Source organism: Cryobacterium sp. TMT4-31, assembly GCF_004403385.1.
Lineage (GTDB): Bacteria > Actinomycetota > Actinomycetes > Actinomycetales > Microbacteriaceae > Cryobacterium > Cryobacterium zongtaii.
In genome coordinates, this window is record NZ_SOGI01000058.1 from 49,367 (window position 1) to 71,316 (window position 21,950).

General features: G+C 69.1%; 24 protein-coding genes. 14 read left to right on the forward strand and 10 right to left on the reverse strand.

What is annotated here, in order from left to right; genetic code table 11:
• Positions 1-85: 85 nt before the first annotated feature.
• Entirely contained in the window at positions 86-799 is a 714-nt protein-coding gene (gene deoC, locus E3T19_RS13225) for a deoxyribose-phosphate aldolase (protein WP_134409052.1), read from the forward strand.
• Between the two features lie 186 nt (positions 800-985).
• On the opposite strand, the gene E3T19_RS13230 is transcribed toward deoC, so the two are convergent.
• Entirely contained in the window at positions 986-1,513 is a 528-nt protein-coding gene (locus E3T19_RS13230; protein WP_088456033.1) for an adenine phosphoribosyltransferase, read from the reverse strand.
• Positions 1,514-1,578: 65 nt separating this feature from the next.
• Positions 1,579-2,151: a MarR family winged helix-turn-helix transcriptional regulator gene (locus E3T19_RS13235; RefSeq protein WP_166788875.1), complete on the reverse strand. Its 573-nt coding sequence runs from the start codon at positions 2,149-2,151 to the stop codon at positions 1,579-1,581.
• An 82-nt stretch (positions 2,152-2,233) separates the two neighbouring features.
• Here E3T19_RS13235 and idi point away from each other — a divergent pair, with 82 nt between their 5' ends.
• From idi to E3T19_RS13275, 8 genes are all read left to right on the forward strand, one after another.
• Positions 2,234-2,815 (forward strand): isopentenyl-diphosphate Delta-isomerase, encoded by a 582-nt coding sequence (idi, locus tag E3T19_RS13240; RefSeq protein ID WP_088456031.1) that lies wholly within the window; start codon positions 2,234-2,236, stop codon positions 2,813-2,815.
• Complete coding sequence (locus E3T19_RS13245; protein ID WP_088456030.1) at positions 2,808-3,854, forward strand: polyprenyl synthetase family protein; 1,047 nt, start codon at positions 2,808-2,810, stop codon at positions 3,852-3,854. The genes idi and E3T19_RS13245 overlap by 8 nt, the downstream gene beginning before the upstream one ends.
• A complete protein-coding gene (locus E3T19_RS13250; RefSeq protein ID WP_088456029.1) occupies positions 3,851-4,759 on the forward strand; it encodes a squalene/phytoene synthase family protein in 909 nt (302 codons plus the stop codon). The genes E3T19_RS13245 and E3T19_RS13250 overlap by 4 nt, the downstream gene beginning before the upstream one ends.
• 71 nt (positions 4,760-4,830) lie before the next feature.
• The gene (gene crtI / locus E3T19_RS13255) at positions 4,831-6,405 is read left to right on the forward strand and encodes a phytoene desaturase family protein (RefSeq protein ID WP_134409053.1); all 1,575 of its coding nucleotides are present in this window, start codon (positions 4,831-4,833) and stop codon (positions 6,403-6,405) included.
• The gene (locus tag E3T19_RS13260) at positions 6,405-6,731 is read left to right on the forward strand and encodes a lycopene cyclase domain-containing protein (protein WP_134409054.1); all 327 of its coding nucleotides are present in this window, start codon (positions 6,405-6,407) and stop codon (positions 6,729-6,731) included. The genes crtI and E3T19_RS13260 overlap by 1 nt, the downstream gene beginning before the upstream one ends.
• The gene (locus E3T19_RS13265; protein ID WP_088456027.1) at positions 6,728-7,078 is read left to right on the forward strand and encodes a lycopene cyclase domain-containing protein; all 351 of its coding nucleotides are present in this window, start codon (positions 6,728-6,730) and stop codon (positions 7,076-7,078) included. The genes E3T19_RS13260 and E3T19_RS13265 overlap by 4 nt, the downstream gene beginning before the upstream one ends.
• Positions 7,075-7,989 (forward strand): prenyltransferase, encoded by a 915-nt coding sequence (locus E3T19_RS13270; protein WP_088456026.1) that lies wholly within the window; start codon positions 7,075-7,077, stop codon positions 7,987-7,989. Before E3T19_RS13265 ends, E3T19_RS13270 begins: the two co-directional genes overlap by 4 nt.
• 31 nt (positions 7,990-8,020) lie before the next feature.
• Entirely contained in the window at positions 8,021-8,389 is a 369-nt protein-coding gene (locus E3T19_RS13275) for an RNA-binding S4 domain-containing protein (RefSeq protein WP_088456025.1), read from the forward strand.
• Between the two features lie 27 nt (positions 8,390-8,416).
• Here the strand turns inward: E3T19_RS13275 and E3T19_RS13280 are convergent, their stop codons facing one another.
• The gene (locus tag E3T19_RS13280; protein ID WP_134409055.1) at positions 8,417-9,889 is read right to left on the reverse strand and encodes a lipase maturation factor family protein; all 1,473 of its coding nucleotides are present in this window, start codon (positions 9,887-9,889) and stop codon (positions 8,417-8,419) included.
• Between the two features lie 142 nt (positions 9,890-10,031).
• On the opposite strand from E3T19_RS13280, the gene E3T19_RS13285 reads away from it, so the two are divergent.
• From E3T19_RS13285 to E3T19_RS13305, 5 genes are all read left to right on the forward strand, one after another.
• The gene (locus E3T19_RS13285) at positions 10,032-11,081 is read left to right on the forward strand and encodes a LacI family DNA-binding transcriptional regulator (protein WP_240632442.1); all 1,050 of its coding nucleotides are present in this window, start codon (positions 10,032-10,034) and stop codon (positions 11,079-11,081) included.
• A gap of 80 nt (positions 11,082-11,161) precedes the next feature.
• Entirely contained in the window at positions 11,162-12,484 is a 1,323-nt protein-coding gene (locus tag E3T19_RS13290; protein ID WP_134409057.1) for an extracellular solute-binding protein, read from the forward strand.
• Positions 12,485-12,489: 5 nt separating this feature from the next.
• Complete coding sequence (locus tag E3T19_RS13295; protein WP_088456022.1) at positions 12,490-13,461, forward strand: carbohydrate ABC transporter permease; 972 nt, start codon at positions 12,490-12,492, stop codon at positions 13,459-13,461.
• 110 nt (positions 13,462-13,571) lie between these two features.
• A complete protein-coding gene (locus E3T19_RS13300; RefSeq protein ID WP_198415035.1) occupies positions 13,572-14,405 on the forward strand; it encodes a carbohydrate ABC transporter permease in 834 nt (277 codons plus the stop codon).
• 2 nt (positions 14,406-14,407) lie between these two features.
• Positions 14,408-15,481, forward strand: a complete 1,074-nt coding sequence (locus E3T19_RS13305; RefSeq protein WP_134409058.1) for a glycosidase — start codon at positions 14,408-14,410, stop codon at positions 15,479-15,481.
• A gap of 119 nt (positions 15,482-15,600) precedes the next feature.
• Here the strand turns inward: E3T19_RS13305 and csrA are convergent, their stop codons facing one another.
• The 7 genes from csrA to fliP are packed head-to-tail and all read right to left on the reverse strand — an operon-like array spanning position 15,601 to position 21,931.
• Positions 15,601-15,873, reverse strand: a complete 273-nt coding sequence (gene csrA, locus E3T19_RS13310; RefSeq protein ID WP_088456020.1) for a carbon storage regulator CsrA — start codon at positions 15,871-15,873, stop codon at positions 15,601-15,603.
• Between the two features lie 4 nt (positions 15,874-15,877).
• Complete coding sequence (locus E3T19_RS13315) at positions 15,878-16,951, reverse strand: hypothetical protein (RefSeq protein ID WP_134409059.1); 1,074 nt, start codon at positions 16,949-16,951, stop codon at positions 15,878-15,880.
• On the reverse strand, positions 16,926-18,977 hold the full coding sequence (locus E3T19_RS13320; RefSeq protein ID WP_134409060.1) for a flagellar biosynthesis protein FlhA: 2,052 nt from the start codon (positions 18,975-18,977) through the stop codon (positions 16,926-16,928). The genes E3T19_RS13315 and E3T19_RS13320 overlap by 26 nt, the downstream gene beginning before the upstream one ends.
• Positions 18,978-20,096 carry a flagellar biosynthesis protein FlhB gene (locus E3T19_RS13325; protein ID WP_134409061.1) on the reverse strand — a complete coding sequence of 373 codons (1,119 nt, stop codon included), beginning with the start codon at positions 20,094-20,096 and terminating at the stop codon, positions 18,978-18,980.
• The gene (locus tag E3T19_RS13330; protein WP_088456016.1) at positions 20,097-20,855 is read right to left on the reverse strand and encodes a flagellar biosynthetic protein FliR; all 759 of its coding nucleotides are present in this window, start codon (positions 20,853-20,855) and stop codon (positions 20,097-20,099) included.
• Positions 20,856-21,131 carry a flagellar biosynthesis protein FliQ gene (gene fliQ, locus E3T19_RS13335; RefSeq protein WP_088456015.1) on the reverse strand — a complete coding sequence of 92 codons (276 nt, stop codon included), beginning with the start codon at positions 21,129-21,131 and terminating at the stop codon, positions 20,856-20,858. It lies immediately after the preceding gene.
• The gene (gene fliP, locus E3T19_RS13340) at positions 21,131-21,931 is read right to left on the reverse strand and encodes a flagellar type III secretion system pore protein FliP (RefSeq protein ID WP_088457969.1); all 801 of its coding nucleotides are present in this window, start codon (positions 21,929-21,931) and stop codon (positions 21,131-21,133) included. The genes fliQ and fliP overlap by 1 nt, the downstream gene beginning before the upstream one ends.
• Positions 21,932-21,950: the final 19 nt, after the last annotated feature.

Sequence of the window (21,950 nt, forward strand, 5' to 3'; positions counted from 1 at the left end):
GCACCCGCCAGGGAACATCATCCGCTCGCCGGGTAAGATCGAGCCAGGCGGACACCTCGCCGCCCCTCCCAAAGGACTTACGAGCATGACCTCTTCCACACCCGCCCCCGCACTCGACGCCGCCGGCCTCGCCCGCTATATCGACCACACCCTGCTGAAGCCCGAGGCCACCCAGGCCGACGTGGCCGGCCTCATCGCCGAGGCCGTTGAGCTTGGCGTCTACTCGGTCTGCGTGTCGCCGTCGATGTTGCCGCTGACCCTTCCCGCGGATGCCGACCTCAAGGTCGCCGTGGTCTGCGGTTTCCCGAGCGGCAAGCACGCCAGCTCGATCAAGGCTGCCGAGGCCGCCCTGTCGGTGTCGCAGGGCACCGACGAGGTGGACATGGTCATCGACATCGGTGCGGCCAAGGCCGGCCGGTTCGATCTCGTCGAAGCCGACATCAGCGCCGTGCGCGCCGAGATCCCCGCACCCCTGATCCTCAAGGTGATCATCGAGTCCGCCGCCCTCACCGACGACGAGATCGTCGGCGTGTGCCGCGCGGCCGTGGCCGCCGGCGCCGATTTCGTCAAGACCTCGACAGGGTTCCACCCGGCCGGCGGCGCCACCGTGCACGCCGTGCGCCTGATGCGCGAAACCGTCGGCGATGCCCTCGGCGTCAAGGCCTCCGGCGGGGTGCGCAGCCACGCCGACGCCCTCGCCATGATCGAGGCCGGCGCGAGCCGTCTCGGCGTGTCCGGCAGCAAGGCCGTGCTCTCCGGCGCAGCCGTCGAGCCGTCGGCCAACCCCGCAGCCTACTAGCGGTACCCGAGCCTGACCCCGCCACGAGCGTCGTGGCGCGGGTTAGCCCCGGCGGCACGTGGCAATCGCGGCGGCCTGCGTTCTATCCCGGGCCGCCGGAAATACCACGTGCCGCGAGCAACAACTGTGCCATCGGAGACGACCCGTGCCGAAGGAACCGTGCGACACGGGTCACAAAGCGCGCGGCTAGACCGAGACGATGGTGTGCACGGGTGCGTCGCCGATACGGCTACGCCCGTCGAGCTCGGCCAGTTCAAGCACCACGCCGACACCGATCGTCAGGTAGCCGGCCCGTTCGATGAGGCGCGCGGTGGCCGCGACGGTGCCGCCGGTGGCCAGCACGTCATCCACGATGAGCACCCGGGACCCGGCGGGCAGCTGCCCGACCTCCAGTTCGAGGCGTGCCGAGCCGTACTCCAGGTCGTACTCCTCCGTCAGCACCGTGCCGGGGAGCTTTCCGCCCTTGCGCACCGCGAGGACCGCGCACTGGGCGGCGTAACCGATCCCGGCCGCGAGCAGGAACCCGCGGGCCTCGATGCCGGCCACGGCGTCGAACTGGCCCCGGTAGCGCTCACTCAGGTCGTCGATGATCGCTCGGAAGGCCACGGCATCGGCAAAAACCGGGTTGAGGTCACGGAACAGGATCCCGGGTTGGGGGAAGTCCGGATACGAGGCGAGGAGGGTGTGCACGTGCTGGGCGGCGGGAATAATCACGTACTCAAGGGTACCGCCCGGCTTCCTAGCCCCTCGGCCACCGGCAGCCGCCGCAAACCCGCGAGTCAGGGTGCGGTGGGGGCGTCGGTGTCGGGCGCGGCCGAGTCGGCCGGCTCGTCCATCGCTCCGCTGAGCTCGTCGAGGAAACGCACCACGGCGAGCTGCTCCGGCGCGGTGAGCTTCTCGGCGGCGGCCAGCATCCGCTGGTGTGCCGCTCCCAGGGTTCGCCGCATCTCGTCGTGAGCGCGCCGGGTGGCGTGCAGCACCTGCGCACGCCGGTCGCTCGGGTGCGGCTCCCGGCGCAGCCGACCGGATGCCTCCAGCCGCGAGAGCAGCTTGGCCGTGGCGGCCGAGGTGATGCCGAGAACGGCACTGAGGTCCTTCGGGCCGATCGGCTCCGAGCGCTCCTCTGCCGCGATCAGGTGCCGCAGGGCGACCAGGTCGGAGTCGTTCATGTCCATGTCGGAGCGCGCCCGGATGCGCATCGCCACGTCGGCCGCGCGGAACCTGCGCACGGCGCGGAGCACGTCGACCGCGGTGACCGGCTCCGGGCCGGCACCGGCGGCGGCATCCGGGTACCAGTACGCGTCGGAACCGACTCGACTCGGCTCCGCGGCGGGTATGACGGCGGGAGGCATAGGCACCATGCTAGCCTCGAATATCGCTAACTCGGTTAGGTACTTTTTCGGGTATCTTGGCTGCACGAGAGGAAGTCCCGTGATGCACACAGCAGAACACACGATCGAATTCGACACCATCGAATCTCGGCACGCCGCCCCTGCCGACGATCTGGTTGTTCTGCTGAACGAGGAGGGTCGCGAGATCGGCACCGCCGCCAAGAGCAGCGTGCACGGCGCCGACACCTCCCTGCACCTGGCGTTCTCCTGCTACGTGTTCAACGCTCGCGGTGAGGTCCTGGTGACCCGGCGGGCACTGGCCAAGAAGACCTGGCCCGGCGTCTGGACCAACTCCTTCTGCGGCCACCCGGCCCCGGCCGAGACTCTCACCGACGCCGTGCACCGGCGCGCCGACTTCGAACTCGGCCTCGACATCGACCGCATCGACCTGGCCCTGCCCCTGTTCCGCTACCGCGCGACCGACAGCAGCGGCATCGTCGAGAACGAGGTGTGCCCGGTCTACCTGGCGCGGGCATCCGCGGATCCGGTGCCCAACCCCGACGAGGTCATGGAATTCACCTGGACCCAGCCCGAGACCCTGCGGCGCTCGGTGCTGGCCAGTCCGTTCGCTTTCAGTCCCTGGATGGTGTTGCAGATGCGCGAACTGGAGACCTTCCGTGCATGAGATCGCGACGCTGGGCGTCGAAACCGAACTGCACAGGTTTTTCGCCGCGGCCCGGTTGCGCGCCAGCGACTACGGCGACCACTACGTCGCGCTCTGGGATTCCCTGGACCAGGCCAGCCGCGGCGGCAAACGGGTCCGGCCCGCCCTGGTGCTGGCCGCCTACGACGGCTTCGGCGGCACCGACCGCACCCTGTCCACACCCGTCGCGGTGAGCTTCGAGCTCCTGCACACGGCGTTCCTTATCCACGACGACGTGATCGACCGCGACCTGTCCCGCCGCGGGATGGCCAACATCGCCGGCCGGTTCACCGAACGTGCCATCGCGCACGGTGCGGCAACCGGGCAGGCCGAGGCCTGGGCCGCCACAGCGGCCATCCTCGCCGGCGACCTGGCCCTGAGCGAGGCGCATCGCGCTCTGGCCCTGCTGCCGGTTCCCGCCGAACTGCGCGGCCGGCTGCTCGATCTGCTCGACCGGGCCGTGTTCGTCTCCGCAGCCGGCGAACTCGCGGATGTGACCAACACCGTCAGCCGGGACCCCCTCACGATCGACCAGGTCGTCACCACGCTCGAACACAAAACGGCGATCTACTCCTTCGAGGCTCCCCTGCAGGCCGGCGCGGTCCTGGCCGGCGCGCCGGAGGAGGCCATCGACGCCCTCGGCCGGTTCGGCCGCCTGATCGGTGTCGCCTTCCAGCTCACCGACGACCTGCTGGGCGTGTTCGGCGACCCCGCCAGGACCGGCAAGAGCGTTCTCGCGGACCTCCGCGAGGGCAAGCAGACCGCCCTGATCGCGCACGCCGGCGCCACCGACCGGTGGCCCCTGATCGCGCCGTTCCTGGGCAAGGACGACCTCACCGAGGCCGAGGCCGAACTGGTGCGCGGGCACCTCCGCGACTGCGGAGCCCCTGACACCGCGGATGCTCTCGCCCGGGAGTACGCCAGCCGTGCGGTTGAGGCTCTGCAGGGCCCGCTCATGCCCGACGAGCTGCGCGCCACCCTCACCCAGCTCGCCCTCAGCGCCGTGACGCGGCAGAAATGAGCCGCGACACGGCCGGTTCCCTGGTCGGCGCGGAGACTACGGGCCTGGACAGCTACAACGCCGCCGCGCTGGCCAGCGCGAATACGGTGATCGCCCAGTACTCCACCTCGTTCGGCCTGGCCGCCCGACTGCTCGCCCCGGCACGGCGCGACGAGGTGCGCAGCATCTACGCGCTCGTGCGCATCGCCGACGAGATTGTCGACGGCGCCGCCAGCGGGGCAGGCATCGACCTGGCCGGACAGCGCGAGCTGCTCGACGATCTCGAGCACGAAACCGAGCGCGCGATGGCGCGCGGCTTCAGCACCAACCTGGTGGTGCACGCGTTCGCCGTCACCGCCCGCCGGGTCGGCATCGACCCGGCCCTGACCCGCCCGTTCTTCTCCTCGATGCGTCGAGACCTCGACCCGGCCCCGTTCACCGAGGCGGGTGTCGCCGAGTACATCTACGGGTCCGCGGAGGTCGTCGGGCTGATGTGCCTGCGCAGCTTTCTGCGCGAGTCCCCCCGGACACCGCAGGAGCGGGCCGTCCTCGAACACGGTGCCCGCAGCCTCGGCGCCGCGTTCCAGAAGGTGAATTTTCTGCGCGATCTGGCCGCCGACCGGGATGCGCTGGGGCGCAACTACTTCCCGGGTATCGACCTCACCCGGCTCACCGAATCGCAGAAGAACCTGCTGCTGGACGACATGGATGCCGACCTCGACGCCGCCGCGCGGGTGCTGCCGCTCCTGCCTCCTGGCAGCCGCCGCGCCGTCACCGCCGCCCACCGGCTATTCGCCCGGTTGTCTGCGAAACTGCGGGAGACCCCCGCCCAGAGTTTGATGAGCACCCGCGTTCGGGTGCCGGATCCGGAGAAACTGATGATCGCCCTCTCGTCCTCGCTCGGCCCGCAGGCGTGGCGACGGTGAGCGGCCAGACCGGCCAGCCCCGCCCCGCCCCGACCAGAACAGCGCCGGCCACACACGCGCCGACCAGGACTGTGGTGATCGGGGGCGGCATCGCGGGCCTGGCCAGCGCGGCACTCCTGGCCAGGGAGGGCCACCAGGTCACCCTGCTGGAGGCCCACGACACGCTCGGCGGCCGGGCCGGCTTCTGGGAGGCCGAAGGTTTCCGCTTCGAGACCGGTCCGTCCTGGTACCTCATGCCGGAGGTGTTCGAGCACTTCTACCGGCTGATGGGCACGAGCGCGGCCGAGCAGTTTCAGCTGACCCGCCTCGACCCCGGCTATCGGGTGTTCTTCGAATCGGACACCGAGCCCGTGGATGTGCGCACGGAGCGGGCCGACAACATCCGTCTGTTCGAGAGCCTCGAACCCGGTGCCGGCGCCCGCCTGGAGAAGTACCTGGCCAGCGCCAAGGAAACCTACGACATGGCCGTGGACAGGTTTCTGTACACGAGCTTCGCCTCGTTCAAGCCCCTGCTGGTGCAAGACGTGCTCTCCAGGATGGGCCGGCTCGGCCGCCTCCTGTTGCAGCCGCTGGACAAATTCGTTGCCGGCTACTTCCGCGACCCGCGCATCCGCCAGATCCTCGGCTACCCGGCTGTGTTCCTCGGCTCCTCGCCCGACCGGACCCCGTCGATGTACCACCTGATGAGCCACCTCGACCTGGCCGACGGTGTGCTCTACCCGCAGGGCGGCTTCAGCCGGCTCATCCAGAGCATCGTGGATCTGGCCCGAGCGGAGGGCGTCACCATCGAAATCGGTGCCACCGTGCAGGCCATCCGCAGCGGGCCCACCCCTGCCGGCCGGCGCGCCAAGGCCGCCGTCGAGGGTGTCACATACACCAACGCGGCCGGTGCGACGGTGCGACTGGATGCCGATCTGGTCGTCTCGGCCGCCGACCTGCACCACACCGAAACCGAGCTGGTCGAACCGGCCAAGCAGACCTACCCGGAGCGCTGGTGGCAGAAGCGCACCTCGGGCCCCGGCGCCGTGCTGGTGCTGCTCGGCGTGAGCGGCGAGCTGCCCAAGCTCGCTCATCACACCCTGTTCTTCACCGAGGACTGGGCCGACAATTTCGACCGCATCTTCGGCAAGGAGACCTCGGTGCCCAACCCGGCGTCGTTCTACGCCTGCCTGCCGAGCGCTACCGACCCCGGGGTGGCGCCCGACGGTGCCAGCAACATGTTCCTACTCATCCCGGTGCCCGCCGACACCGGCATCGGCCACGGTGGCATCGACGGCGCCGGTTCGGCCGCTGTCGAGGGCATCGCGGATGCCGCGATCGGCCAGCTGGCCGAGTGGGCCGGCATCCCCGACCTCGCCGAGCGCATCCTGGTGCGGCGCACCATCGGGCCGGCCGACTTCGCCGACGACCTCAACTCGTGGAAGGGCGGGGCGCTGGGACCGGCGCATACCCTCAAGCAGAGCGCGTTCTTCCGCGGCACCAATGTGTCCAAGCACATCGACGGCCTGTACTACGCCGGTGGCACCACCATCCCCGGCATCGGCCTGCCGATGTGCCTGATCAGCGCCGAGATCCTGCTCAAGCGGATTCGTGGGGACGTGAGCACCGGGCCGTTGCCCGAGCCCCTGGCCGCCGTTCTGCACTGATGCCGGGTTTCGCGTATCTGCTTGCCCTGCTGGTGTCGTTGACCGGGATGGTCGTGCTCGACCGCCGGTTCGGCCTGTTCTTCTGGCGGGCGCCCCGCGCCGCGGCCGTCGTGCTCGCGGCGGGGGTGCTGTTCTTCCTGGCCTGGGACCTGGTCGGGATCGGTACCGGCATCTTCTACCGCGGCGAGACCGTCTTCATGACCGGTCTGCAGGTGGCCCCCGAGCTGCCGATCGAAGAGGTCTTCTTCCTGACCTTCCTCTGCTACCTGTTCATGAATGCCCTGCAGGGCGCGCGGATGCTGCTGGAGCGGCGGCACCCCGCGTGAACTACCTGACGCTGAACACGATCTTCCTCGGCCTCGCGGTGCTGGCGGCTGCCGCGGCCCTGTGGCGGCGGCCGGCCTCCAGACGGCTCTACGCCGCATCCGGGCTCGCCCTGGTCGCTGTGCTCGTGCTCACCGCGGTCTTCGATAACATCATGATCGGGGTGGGGCTCGTCGCGTACGACCCGGCCCTGATCTCCGGAGTGTTCGTGGGAATCGCGCCAGTGGAAGACTTTGCGTATCCGGTGGCAGCGGCCCTGCTGCTTCCGGCCGTCTGGTCGCTGCTCGGCGGCGACACCCGGCCGCCCATACGCCGCCGGACCACCCCACGATCGGAGCAGGACGAATGACCGAGTCGATTCCCCCCACCGGCGCCGCGGCGGCCGGACTCGGCCACACCTTTCGGCAGGTGCTGCTGTCGTCCCGCCCGCTGAGCTGGATCAACACGGCCTTCCCGTTCGCCGCCGCCTACGTCGTCACGACGGGCCGCATCGACGCGCTGCTGGTGGTGGGGACCCTGTTTTTCCTGATTCCCTACAACCTGCTCATGTATGGCATCAACGACGTCTTCGACTACGAATCCGACCTTCGCAACCCCCGGAAGGGCGGCGTCGAGGGCGCCATGCTCGAACAGAGCCTGCACCGCACGGTGCTGATCTCGGGCGTCGCGACGGCGGTGCCGGTACTCCTGCTGATGCTCGTGCTCGCCGGCGCGAACCCCGGGTCCTGGCTGGTGCTGATGATCAGCCTCTTCGCCGTGGTCGCGTACTCGGCACCCCGGCTGCGCTTCAAGGAGCGGCCGGTGCTGGACTCGGTCACCTCGAGCATCCACTTCGTGAGCCCGGCAGTGTACGGGCTCGCCGTGGCGGGCGCCCTGGTCACGCCAGACCTCGTCGCGGTGCTGGCGGCGTTCTTCTTCTGGGGCATCGCCAGCCACGCCTTCGGTGCCGTGCAGGATGTCGAACCCGACCGGCAGGGCGGTATCAGCTCGATCGCGACGGCGTTCGGTGCCGCGCAGACCGTGCGCCTGGCCATCGGTTTCTGGCTGCTGGCCGGGGTGCTGATGCTGGTCACCGACTGGCCGGGGCCGCTCGCCGCACTGCTGGTGATCCCCTACGTTCTCGCCGCCTGGCCGTACCGGTCGATCAGCGACGCCGAGTCCGAACGGGCCAACAACGGCTGGAAACGGTTCCTGCGGCTGAATTTCTTCACGGGGTTCCTGGTGACCATGCTGCTCATCCTCTGGGTCGTGCTGCGCTGACCCAGAGCCCTGGCCCGCGTAGAGTCTAGGCATGGAGTTGAGCAGTGCACGGGTGGACAGCTGGGCCTGGGCGGTGCGGATGTACAAGACCCGCTCGCAGGCCACTGCAGCCTGCCGGGCCGGGCACGTTCGGGTGAACGGGGAACGGGCCAAGTCCGCCCAATCCATCAAGCCCGGCGACGAGGTGCGGATCCGGGCCAACGGCTTCGACAGGGTTCTCGTGGTGTCGCGGATCATCGTCAAGCGGGTGGGTCCGAGCGTGGCCGCCGAGTGCTTCGTGGACAACACACCGCCACCGCCACCACGCGAGGAGCTGGCCCTGGTGCCGATGCGCGACCGCGGCGCCGGCCGGCCCACTAAGCGTGAGCGCCGCGAGATCGAGGAGCTGCGCGGGCACTGAGCGGCCGGGCCGCCCAGCCAGGCCGTGTCACGACGCGCTGCCGTCCTCGGTGTCGGCCGGCAGCCGCACGGGCGGCACCAGGGTGCCCACCTCACTACGCACCCACCAGACGTGCTCGGCCCGGCGTTCGGCCGGCGTGCTGAACCTGTACAGGAACACCCGGGCACGCACATAGCGCGGCGGCGCCGCGGCGAACGGATTGTGCGCGAGCATCCGCAGGGTGGCGCGGTCGCCCTGCAACAGCCGGGCCAGGAATACCTCGAACCACCGGGACTCGCGTGACCCGAGGGCCAGGAACCACATCAGCCAGTCCAGCCGCAGGTGGTACGGCGCGAACTGCCCTGGCACCCGGGCCACGTCACCGGGCTTGCCGCGGAACTCATAGGCCCGCCAGGCCGTGGGGTCCCGCGGGTCGGCGGAGTCGCTGCCCTCGACGACCACCTCGAACCGCTCCTTCGTGACGGTGCCGAACGCACCGTAGGCGTTCACCAGGTGGAACGGGTTGAAGCTCGCGTTCATGAGCTGCCGGCGGCGCAGCAGGTTGCGGGCCGGCCAGTAGCTGAGCACCAGCAGGCCGAGAGTCACGGCGAGCACCACAACCACGAACCAAGCCGGCTGCTCCCCCGCCGCGGCCGCCGACTCCGGCGCGTGCAGGGCCGGAACGAACAGCCCGCCGACCCACCGGAAGGCAGCGTCATCGACCGCCGCGGCGGCCAGCACGATGGTGATCCAGTTCAGCCAGGCGAAATTGCCGGTGAGCACCAACCACAGCTGGCTGAGCACGATGACGCCCGCCGCAACCGAGGCCACAGGCTGCGGAGCGAACAGCAGGAACGGGGCGATGAGCTGCACGGTGTGGTTGGCGAGCACCTCGCCGCGATGGAACCACCGGGGCAGGTGGTGCACGAACCAGCTCACCGGGTTGGGCATCGGCTGAGTCTCGTGGTGATAGAACAGCGCCGTGAGGTCACGCCATTCCCGCCCGCCACGTAGTTTGATCATGCCGGCACCGAACTCCAGCCTGAACACCAGCCAGCGCAGGAAGTACAGGACGGGCAGCGGCGTGGCGACGTCGGCAGAGCCCAGGAACGCCACGACGAAACCGGCCTCGACCAGGAGACTCTCCCAGCCGAACCCGTAGAAGGTCTGCCCCACGTTCACGATCGACAGGTAGCCGGCGAAGAGCAGCAGGAACACGATCATCACCAGCCAGGCCGGGCCGAGCTGCGGCAGACCCAGCACAACGGCAGCGGCCAGGACGATCCCCGACCAGGCGACCAGGCGACAGAGCCGGTCGGAGTAGCGCCAGTGGAACAGGCTCGGGCTACGGCCGAACGGCACCCGCGCGACAAAATCGCGCACCGGCAGCAGCCCGTTGTCACCCAGGAGGGCCGGGAACTGGGCCAAGGCCGAGGCGAACGCGACCAGGAAGATGGCGGCGATCCCCCGTTGCAACACCTCACGTGCGATGTCGTAGTCCCCGGTTCCGAACCAGTCCATGGTGCAGTTCACCCTAGGCTCGGGCGGCCGCCGCCTCAATGTGAGAAGTGCTTGACTTCGCCGACTAAACCGGTATAGGTTGGCCCTAAACCGGTTCAGGCATCCGAGGATGCGGCCCGGTCGCCATCAACGAGGAGGCCCCGTGCAGTCCACCCAGGATTCGGTCAAGAGCTCCGCAAAGGTGACCATTGCCGATGTGGCCAGGGAGGCCGGGGTCAGCAAGGGCCTCGTCTCGTTCGCGCTCAATGACCGGCCCGGCGTCGCGGCCGACACGCGGGCCAGGATCCTCCAGGTGGCCGAAGCCCTCGGCTGGACACCGTCGCTGCGCGCCAGGTCGCTCTCGTCGAAGCGGTCTTTCGCGCTCGGCCTGGTTATCGCCCGTGACCCGGAGGTGCTCGGGTCTGACCCGTTCTTCACCTCCTTCATCGCCGGTGTCGAAACGGTTCTCGCCCCGGAGGGACTCGCGCTGGTGCTCAGCGTGGTGCCCGACGAGGAGACCGAGCTGCAGACCTACCGCACCCTGGTCTCGGACGGCCGTGTCGACGGGGTGTTCCTCAGCGACCTGCGCATCGACGATGCGCGCATCCAGTGCCTGGCCGACCTCGGGCTGCCCACGGTCACCCTCGGCCGGCCCGACCAGCCCAGCCCGTTCCCCGCCGTGTCGATCGACGACACCCACGGCATCGCGGAATCGGTGCGCCACCTGGCCGGTCTCGGCCACCGGCGCATCGCCCATGTCGCCGGCAGCCCCGCCATGCTGCACGGCAGCCGGCGGCAGGAGGCCTTCACCAGCGCCATGCGCGCGGCCGGTCTCGGGGACGGCCAGATCATGGAGACCGACTTCTCGATCGCCGCCGGCGCCGACGCCGCACGGCGGCTGCTCAGTCAGTCCGAACCGCCCACCGCCATCGTCTTCGCCAACGACCCGATGGCCATCGCCGGCATCGGGGTGGCCCAGGAACTCGGCATCAGGGTGCCGGAGGATGTGTCGATCACCGGGTTCGACGACATCGAATTCGCACGGTACGTGTACCCGGCACTCACCACCGTCGGCGCCACTCCCCTGGTCTGGGGCCGCGCGGCCGCCGCCACGCTCCTCGGGCTCATCCGCACCGGAAGCGCCGACGACGTCGACCTCCCCGCCGCCCGGCTGATCATCCGAAACTCGGCGTCCGTCCCTGCACCCCGCTAGTCGTCCCACCTGCACAGAGCCTTGTCAACTACACACCATGCCGCAGCAGAGCCGCTGCGGATTCATGAATGGAGAAGGAAATGCACAGCAGCACCACAAGACCGCACCGTAGTGCGCGAGCAACCCGCCGACTCTTGGCCGCCGCCGCCACCTCAGCGGCCATGATCGTCACCCTGGGCGCCTGTTCCAGCGGCGGCGACTCCGGTTCGGCCACGGAACGCGGCGACATCACCATCTGGTATTCGAACAACGAGAACGAAGTCAAATGGGGCAAGGCGATGGTCGACGCCTGGAACGCCGACAATCCCGACGAGCAGGTCAAGGCCCAGGAGATCCCGGCCGGCAAGAGCAGCGAGGAGGTCATCGGCGCCGCCATCACCGCCGGCAATGCCCCCTGCCTGATCTTCAACACCGCCCCGGTCGCGGTGCCGCAGTTCGTCAAGCAGGGCGGTCTGGTCGACCTCAGCAGCTTCGAGGACGGCGACTCCTACATCGAGGAACGCACCGGCGACCTGGCCGAGCAGTACGCGAGCGAGGACGGCAAGTTCTACCAGATGCCGTGGAAATCCAACCCGGTGATGTTGTTCTACAACAAGGACCTCTTCGCCGCGGCCGGGCTGGACCCGGAGAACCCCGAGCTGGCCACCTACGACGAGTTCCTGGCCACCGCGCGCACCCTGGTCTCCGCCGGCGTGTCGCAGTACGCCATCAACCCGTCGGCAACGAGCGAGTTCTTCCAGAGCTGGTTCGACTTCTACCCGGCCTACGGGAACGAGACCGGTGGCACCTTGTTCGTCGAAGACGGCGAAGCCACCTTCAACTCGGACGAGGGTGTCGCGGTCGGCGAATTCTGGAAGACCGTATACGCCGAGAACCTCGCCGGCAAGGAAAAGTACACAGGTGACTCGTTCGCGGACGGCGTGGCCGCCATGGCCAGCGCGGGACCGTGGGCGGTGTCCGTCTACAAGGATGTCGTGAACTGGGGCGCCGTTCCCTTCCCCACCAGCTCCGGCGTCGCCCCTGAGGACGCCTACACCTTCAGTGACGCGAAGAACGTCGGTATGTTCACGGCCTGCGAGAACCAGGCCACGGCCTGGGATGTGCTGAAATTCGCCACCAGCGAGGAGCAAGACGGCCAGCTGCTCGAGCTGACCGGCCAGATGCCGTTGCGCCAGGACCTCCCCGAGGTCTACCCGGACTACTTCGCGGCGAACCCGGCCTACGAGCAGTTCGGTGACCAGGCGTCACGCACGGTCGAGGTGCCGCAGGTGCCGAACTCCGTCGCCGCCTGGCAGGCCTTCCGGGATGCCTGGACGAAGACGGTCATCAGCGGTGAGGGCGACGTCACCGAGGCGTTCGACGCTGCGGCAGACAAGGTCAATGAACTGATCGCGGAGCCGTAAGTCTGATGTCCTCGACCGTCTCCTCCGGGAGCGTCACCCCGAACCCCGCCGCCAGGCCCGCACGGCCTGGCGGCGGGGGCCCCCGCCGGGGCCGTCGGCGCCAGCCGCTGGGAAGGAATCCCCTCGGGCTCCTGCTCAGCGCCCCCTACCTGCTCTTCGTGCTCCTGGTCTTCGCCTACCCGCTGGTCTTCGCCTTCTACATGTCGTTCCACGACTATTTCTTCGCCGCTCCCGGCGCCGTAGTGGACCGACCGTTCGTCGGGCTGGCGAATTTCCAGGAGGTGTTGACCGACCCGGCCATCATCCGCTCGTTCGGCAACGTCGCCATATTCCTGCTGATCAACGTGCCCCTCACCGTGGTGCTGTCACTGGTGCTCGCCACGGCGCTGAACAAGGTCGTGCATGCCCGTACGTTCTTGCGGGTGTCTTTCTACGTGCCGTACGTGACGGCCAGCGTCGCCGTCGTCGTCGTCTGGCTGTTCCTGTTCAACAGCAATGGCCTCGTCAACCAGATCCTCGGTCCGCTGGCGCCTGAACCGACCTGGCTGATCAACCCGCTCCTGGCGATGCCAACGATCGCCATCTTCGTCACCTGGAAGCAGATGGGTTTCTTCATCCTGCTCTACCTGGCCGCCCTGCAGAACGTCTCCGACGAGCTGTACGAGGCAGCGGCCACGGACGGTGCGGGCAAGATCCGCATGTTCTTCTCGATCACCGTGCCGGGCGTGCGGCCTGCGACCGTGCTGGTCCTGCTCCTGGCCACGGTCACCGGCGCGAACCTCTTCACGGAGCCGTACCTGCTCACCGGCGGCGGTGGCCCGAACGGGGCCTCGTCGTCGCCCGTACTGATCATGTACCAGCGTGGCATCGAACAGGGCGAGCCGGGAATTGCCGCCGCAATCGGGGTCATCCTCGTGATCGGCGTGCTCATCCTGGCATTCGCCCAACGCAAGCTGGCCGGAGGAGACGACTCATGAGCAACGCACAGAATCCGGCGGTCGCAGCAGACCTCGCCAAAGCAGACCACGCTAAGGCGAAAAACGTGCGTGCAGGAACCGGACGCCCCCGCGTCCGCAAGGTCGACGGCATGAGCCGGGGGCAGAACATCCTGCGGTACGTGGTCCTGTCCATCGGTGCCCTGCTGTTCCTGTTCCCGTTCTATTACATGGTGATCGGCTCCCTGCAGACAGCACCCGACCCGACCATCGCCGGGGCATTCCCCAACCCGGCGAACATCACCGGCCAGAACTACGTCGACATCAACAGCCGCATCAATCTGTTCCAGGGACTGGTCAACTCCGGGATCTTCGCCGGGGGCGTCATCCTGTGCACCGTCGTGTTCGGTGTGCTGGTCGGCTACGCCCTGGCGCAGCTGGAGTGGCGCGGACGCGGCGTCACCTTCGGGCTGATGCTGCTCGTGCAGGTGATTCCCTTCCAGCTGCTGATGATCCCGCTCTACGTGATGATCGCCAGGGACTACGGCCTGGCCGACACCTACGCGGGCATGATCCTTCCGTTCGCGATCAACTCGACGGCGGTACTCGTGTTCCGGCAGTATTTCTTGCAGGTGCCGAAGGCCCTCTTCGACGCCGCCCGGATCGACGGCGCCGGCGAGCTGAAGATCCTGTGGAGTATCGCGCTCCCGCTCGTGCGGCCGGCGCTGCTGACCGTGGTGCTGCTGACCTTCATCGGCCCGTGGAACGAATTCCTCTGGCCGTTCCTGATCACCAAGGAAGCCTCGCTGCAACCACTCGCGGTCTCGCTGGCGAACTACCTCACCAACATCGCGGGCACCGCGGCGAACCCGATCGGCGCCGTCCTCGCCGGCGCCTGCGTGCTGGCGGCCCCCATGGTCCTCCTCTTCATCATCTTCCAAAAGCACTTCGTCTCGAGCGACATCGGCTCGGGCGTGAAAGGTTAGTCATGAGCACACCAGCACCCTTCCCGTACACCCTTACCCGGATGGGCGTCATCATGACGCCGGAGGACGGCAACGAACTCGAGGCCGAAGGTGTTCTCAACCCCGGCAGCGGGCACACTCCGGACGGCACCCTGTACCTGCTCCCCCGGCTCGTGGCCGCCGGCAACGTCTCCAGGGTGGGCCTGGCCCGGGTCATCATCGAGAACGGCGTGCCCACCGGCGTCGAGCGGGAGGGCGTGGTCCTCGCCCCCGACCGGGGCTGGGAGCGCGGGGCGAACACCGCCGGCGTCGAGGACCCCAGGGTCACCTTCGTGCCACGGCTTGGCCTCCACGTGATGACCTACGTCGCCTACGGCCCACTGGGCCCGCGCACCGCGGTGGCCGTGTCGGAGGACCTGCGCGACTGGCGGAGGCTCGGCCCGGCCCTGTTCGCCTACGACGAGGCCCTGGACATGGACCTGAACCTGTTCCACAACAAGGACACCGTGTTCTTCCCCGAGCCCGTCACCGCGCCGGACGGCGTGGAGAGCTTCGCGGTGCTGCACCGGCCGATGTGGGACCTGGACGAGACCAAGCCCGGTGAGGGCATTCGGGTGCCGGCCGGCGTCACCGACCAGCGGCAGAGCATCTGGATCAGCTACGTGCCCGTCGCCGACGCGGTGACGGATGTCTCGGCTCTGACCTTCTGGCGCGGGCACCGGTTTCTGGCCGGACCCGAGTTCGCCTTCGAGGAGCTTAAGATCGGCGGCGGCCCCGCGCCACTGCGGGTGCCGGAGGGCTGGCTGCTGCTGCACCACGGCGTCACGGGCATCCTCGCGAAGGCGTTCGACCAGCAGCAGAAGGTGAACTACGCCGCCGGGGGCATGATCCTGGACGCCGATGACCCGACGACCGTGCTCAGCCGCACGAGCGAACCGTTGCTGAAGGCCGAGACCGCCGACGAGACGAGCGGCATCGTGCCGAACGTGGTGTTCCCCACCGCGATCGAGGAGATCGACGGGCAGCTATTCGTGTTCTACGGCATGGCCGATTCGAAAATCGGCGTGGCCAGACTCGACCGCCGCGACGCCGAGTAGGCCCCGCGAGCAACAACTGTTGCCCGTTCGGACAATTGCGCCCGGTACGCCGGGCGCAATTGTCCGTTTGAGCAACAGTTGGCGGCGGTTCGGCTCGGGCCGGAGTGCTCGGGCTAGGGCTAGGGCTGGGCTGGCGGCGGCGGGGCGGCGGGGAGCAGGCCCAGGCTCGACTTGAGCTGGTCGGCCGCGACCTGGTCGTCCCGGTCCGCGGCGAGGTTGGCCTCGAGGTTGGCCTCGGTGACGGCCTTGAGAATCTCGGCGCGCTGGATCGAGATGCCCCGCGGGGCGTCTACGCCCAGGCGGATGCTGTCGCCGCGGACGTCGAGCACGGTGATGACGATGTCGTCACCGATGAGGATCTTTTCCCCCTGTTTGCGCGTGAGAACCAGCATCCGCTCAGCCTATCGCGAACGGGTCAGACGGCCCGGCGGACGCCGCGGGCGCAGGGGCGAGCCAGCCGATCGGCAGGCCCAGTTCCCGCACGGTTCCCGGGGTGGCGGTGGTCTCGATGCCGAGCACCGCGATGCCGTCGATGCTGACGTCGGCTCCGGCATCCCGCACCCAACGGGCGGTGTCCGAGGGCTTGCGGCCGGCGTGCACCACGGCCCAGACCTGGTCGGCCCCCAGCGCGGCCACGGGACCGGCGGGCAGGCCCTGGACCACGAGGATGCCGCGGCCTCGTTCCACTCCCCTGGCCCGCGCGGCGAGGGCCGACCGCCGGTCGGTCACGGCGTGGTCGGTGCCGTCGAAGATCGGTGCCGTGGGTCCGTTGGAGATCAGCCGGGCGGCCTCGAGGACATCGTCGTGCAGCCCGATGAGCAGTACCAGGTCGCCGGGGCCGGCCAGGATCCGCGGCGCCCCCGGGGTGAGTTTCACCGAATCCTGGGGTGCGGCGGCCGCCGCGGCGTCGGTCGGCGCCACGGCAGCCCAGGGCACCGGCGTCGGCACAGCCACAGGCTGGGCGGCCCGGGCGGGGGACGTCGCGAAGGTCAACTCGTCCATCAGCCGGGCGAAGTCCGGCGTATCCGTCGACACGACATCCGGTGACGCTGCGGCTTGGCGGGCGCGGCGCCGGGCCGGGCCGGCGCCGGTCGAAGCGGGGCTGTTCGAAGCGGCACCACTGCCGGTGCCACCGATGGTCGGCCCGGGTGCCCGGTCGCCGTGCAACAACGACTCGGCATCATCCGCATCGTCGAGCAGTGCCGCGATGCCGAGGCGGGTGCTGAGCTCGTCGCGGTTGTGTGCTGCGCGCCGGCGCCCCGAGGGGACCGCCGCGAGGATGTCTGCGGGGTCGTCTGCGGGCACCTCAACGGTCACCTCGATGTGGCGTTTGGCGAAGAAGCCGCGGATGCCGCCCACGGTGACCTGCTCGGCCGCGATGATGCGGGCACCGTCGCCATGCTCGGCGACCACCCGGGCCTGCAGCTCGGGCAGGGTGGCGCCCTCAAGCCGCAATCGTCTCGGTTCCACGGACCACCCCCACGGTCTCGATGGCGACCCGCGCGGAGGTGACCTCCTCGTAGGACAACACCGGCAGGCCGCCGGCCTGGGCGGACACCAGGCGGCGAATGGCCGGTCGCAGTGCCGGCGCGCAGACCAGCACTGCCGTGAGGCCACTCGCCTCGACGGTGGCCATGGCCGTGCGGAGCGAGCCGAGGATCGCGTCGATCCGCACCGGGTCGAGCAGAATCTGGCTGCCCTGGTCGCTGGGGCGCATGCCCTCGAGCATGGACTGTTCCAGCCCGGGTTCGATCATGATCACCCGGAGCACCGCGCCGTCCAGGTACAGGGCCGTGAGCGCGGGGCCGAGCGCCTGCCGGGCCGCCTCGACGAGTCCCTCAGGATCGGCGGAGACCTTGGCCCGTACCGACAGGGCCTCGTAGATGCGGGGCAGGTCGTTGATCGGGATCTGCTCGGCGAGCAGCCCCTGCAGCACCCGCTGTACCTCGGCGAGGGACAGCAGGCCGGGAATGAGGTCGTCCACGGCCGACGGGCTGACCTGGCGGACGCCATCCGTGAGCACCCGCACGTCTTCGCGGGTGAGCAGCCGGGCGGCGTTGCCGGTGATGATCGAGGACAGGTGGGTCACGAGCACCGAGACCCTGTCGATGACGGTGGCGCCGGCCATTTCGGCGCGGGGCCGCATCTCGCCCGGCACCCACTTGCCGACCAGGCCGAACACCGGCTCGACGGTCGCGGTGCCCGGCAGGGACTCGAGGTTGTCGCCGAGAGCGAGCACCTTGCCGGCCGGGGCGACGCCGCGGCCGGCCTCGACCCCGGCGATGCGGATGGCGTAGGTGGACGGCGGCAGGTCGATGTTGTCCCTCGTGCGCACCGGCGGCACGACCACGCCGAGGTCGATCGCGACCTTGCGGCGAAGCGCCCGCACCCGGGCGAGCAGGTCGTCGGAGGCCCCGGAGACCAGGTCGACGAGGTCGGGGGCGAGCTGGATCTCCAGCGCGTGCACGCGCATCTGCTCGATGAGGTCTTCGGCGGTGTCCGACCGGGGCGCGAGGCTCTCCATGGCCGCCGCCGACGCGGCGCCGGCCTTGGCCTTGGCCTCGTTGCCCTTGATCCGCTGGGAGATGATGATCAGGCCGGCGCCGACGATGATGAACGGGATGATCGGCATGCCGGGGATGAGCGCCATCAGGATCGCGGCGGCGCCGGCGATCATCAACGCGGTGCGCGACTGGGTGAGCTGGGCCGACGCCGTGGCACCGATGTCGGACTCGGCGTTGGAGCGGGTGACGATCATGCCGGTGGACACGGCCATCAGCAGGGCGGGGATCTGGGTGACCAGGCCGTCGCCGATGGTGAGCAGGGCGTAGGTGTTCAGAGCGTCGCCGACCTCCATGCCGCGCTGCAGCATGCCGATCGCGATTCCGCCGATCAGGTTGATGATGATGATGATGAGGCCGGCGATGGCGTCACCCTTGACGAACTTGGAGGCGCCGTCCATGGCGCCGTAGAAGTCGGCCTCGGCGGAGACCTCGGCGCGCCGGTCCTTGGCCTGCACATCGGTGATCAGGCCGGCGTTGAGGTCGGCGTCGATGGCCATCTGCTTGCCGGGCATGGCGTCGAGGGTGAACCTGGCGCCCACCTCCGCGACACGTTCGGCGCCCTTGGTGACCACGACGAACTGGATGACCACCAGGATCAGGAAGATCACCGCGCCGATGATGATCGACCCGCCGACGGCGACGTGGCCGAACGAGGCAATCACCTGGCCGGCATAGCCCTCCCCCAGCACCAGCCGGGTGGAGGCGACGTTGAGGCCGAGCCTGAACAGGGTCGCCACGAGCAGCAGCGACGGGAACACCGAGAAGTCCAACGGCTTCTTGACGAACATGGTGGTGAGCAGCGTCACCAGGGCGAGCAGGATGTTCACGATGATGAGAACGTCGAGCAGCCCGGCGGGGACGGGCACCACCAGCAGCAGGATGATGCCGACCACCCCGATGGGAACGGCGAGTTTTGCGAGCGTGCTGTTCACTTAGGTGGCCTCCGAGGGGCGGGTGGGACGGGTCTGGGTCTGGGTCTGATGCGTCATGGTGTGCACGCCGGCCCGGGAGCCGCGGGTCTTCAGGGCCAGGACGAATGCGAGCACCCGGGCCACGGCGTTGTACAGCTCGACCGGGATCTCCTGGCCGAGTTCGCAGGCACCGTGCAGCGCCCGGGTGAGCGGGATGTCCCTGACGATGGGCACCGTGTCGGTCTCGGCCTGCTCGCGGATGCGGGCGGCGATCACCCCGGCGCCCTTGGCGACGACCCGGGGTGCGGACTTGCCGGGCTCGTACCGGAGCGCGACGGCGAAGTGGGTGGGGTTGATCAGCACGACGTCGGCGGTGGCGACGGCGGCGATCATGCGGTTGCGGCTCATCGCCAGCTGGCGGGCACGACGCTGCGAGCGGATCATCGGGTCACCCTCCGAGCTCTTGTGCTCGTCGGTGACCTCCTTCTTGGTCATCCGGGTGCGCTTGCGGTTCCGCCGCATCACGACCAACACGTCGGCGGCGGCCAGCACGAGCCCGGCGATCACCGCCGACTGCACCAGCGCGGCGGTGCCGTCCCCAGCCGCGCCGATCAGCACGTTCACCGGCAGGCCCCCCGCGGTCATCAGTACAGGGGTCAGGCCCTGGATCACCGACAGGAGCACCACGCCGACGACGATGGTCTTGAGCAGGGCCTTCACGCCCTGCCAGAGCGCCTGGGTGCCGAAGGTGCGGGCGAGCCCGGTGACCGGGTTGAACTGATCGTACTTTCCGGCGATCTTCTTCACGTGGATGCCGCCCTGCGCGACAGATCCCGCCAGCACCGCCACGCAGACCACGGCGAGCATGGGCGTGAGGATGCCGCCCATTGCGCCCAGCCCCTCGCCGAGCAGCTGCAGGGCCCGCTCGGGGTCGGGGTCCTCGGCCACGGCGCGGATGTCGAACAGCTGCGCCCGACCGGCCGCTGCGCCGGCCTCGATGGTCATCGGCATCATCACCGCGGCCGCGCCGATGCCGACCCAGGCGGTGAGGTCCTGCGAGCGGGCCAGCTGGCCCTTGGAGCGCACCTCCCGCATCCGCTTCTCGGTGGCCTGTTCGGTGCGTTCGCCGGAGTCGCTCATCTAGCCCACCCCCCACATGCCGGCGACGGCGTCGTCGGTGAGGGAGGCGACGATGCCGGGCAGGGCCATGAACCCGGCGGCGCCGAGGGTGAGGGTGATCAGGATCTTGAGCGGGAAGCCGAGCGCGAAGGCGTTGAGCGCCGGGGCCACCCGGGTGAGGAGGCCGAGGCCCGCGTCGGCGAGGAACAGCACCACGATGAGCGGGCCGGCGATCTGCACCGAAGCGAGCAGCATCTGGCCGACGGCGGCGGTGATCGCCTGCATCGGCACGGCGAGGTCGATGCCGCCGCCGACGGGCAGCGCGGCGAACGAGCGGGCCAGGCCGCCCAAGATCAGCTGATAGCCGCCGGAAGCGAACAGGAGCGCCAGCGCGGTCATCTGGTAGAGCCTGGTGAATTGGGCGCCGTTGACCATCGACTGCGGGTCGAAGCCCTGCGCCAGCTGGAAGCCGCCGAACTGGTCGATGAGGTTACCGGCCGACTGGATCGCGGAGAACACCACGAGCACCAGGAAGCCGAGCACCCCGCCGACGACGATCTCCAGCAGCAACGCGAGAATGAACCCTCCGGTGTCCGGCGAGACGTAGCCGGGCACCACCCTGGGGGCCACGGCCAGGGCCAGGCCGATCGAGAGCATGCCCTTGATGCGCAGCGGGAACGCGTTGAACGAGAACGGCGGCGCGATGACGAGGAACACGACCATGCGCACCCCGGCCAGCATCACCGCCTCCAGCCAGGCGAAGTCCAGGGTGATGTTCACCTAGCCTCCGCCGATCAGGCCTGGGATCTTGTCGAACAGGTTGGTGGTGAACGAGACGATCTCGGAGATCATCCAGTGCCCGCAGATGAGCATGGCGAAGCAGACCGCGATGGCCTTGGGCACGAATGAGAGCGTCACCTCCTGGATCTGGGTGATCGACTGCACGAGGGAGATGGCGAAGCCGACAACCAGAGCGGTGATCAGGATGGGCGCGGAGAGCTTGGCGGACACGACTATGGCCTGCAGGCCGATGTCCAGGACGGCGTTGGAGTCCATCAGCCACCCCGGTAACTGTTGACCAGGGTGGTGATGACCAGGCCCCAGCCGTCGACGAGGATGAAGAGCAGGATCTTGAACGGCAGCGAGATCATCACCGGAGGCAGCATCATCATGCCCATCGACATCAGCGCGGCCGACACCACCAGGTCGATGACCAGGAACGGGATGAAGATCACGAAGCCGATGATGAATGCCGCGCGGAGCTCGGAGATCATGAACGCGGGGATCAGGGTGAGAAGCGACACCGCGGCGGGGTTGGCCGGGTTGGGCTGGTCGGACGCGCGCACCATCAGTGCGAGGTCTTCCTGCCTGGTGTGCGCGAGCATGAAGGTGCGCAGCGGCTCCGACCCCGTCGTGACGGCGTCGTCGAAGGTCATGGACCCGTTCAGGTAGGGCTGCAGAGCGTCGGTGTTGATGTCGGTGAGGATGGGCGACATGATGAACAGCGACAGGAACAGGGCCAGCCCCGCGAGCACCTGGTTCGGCGGGATCGACGGCAGCGCGAGGGCGTTGCGGGTCATGGCGAGCACCACGAAGATCTTGGTGAACGACGTCATCATCAGCAGCAGCGCCGGCGCCACCGACAGCAGCGTGATGCCGATCAGGGTCACGATGGCCGAGGACGGCGCCCCGTTCGGACCGTTGATCTCCACGGTCAGGCCGGCGCCGGGGGTGGCGGCCGGTGTGGGGGTGGCCGGGTCGGTGGGCGCGATCGGCTCGGTGAGCTGCGCCGCGTGCCCGGTCGAGGCGACGAGGAGCTGCAGGGCACCGACGATGACGAGCACCAGCGCCACCATGACGAAGACGCGGGCCAGC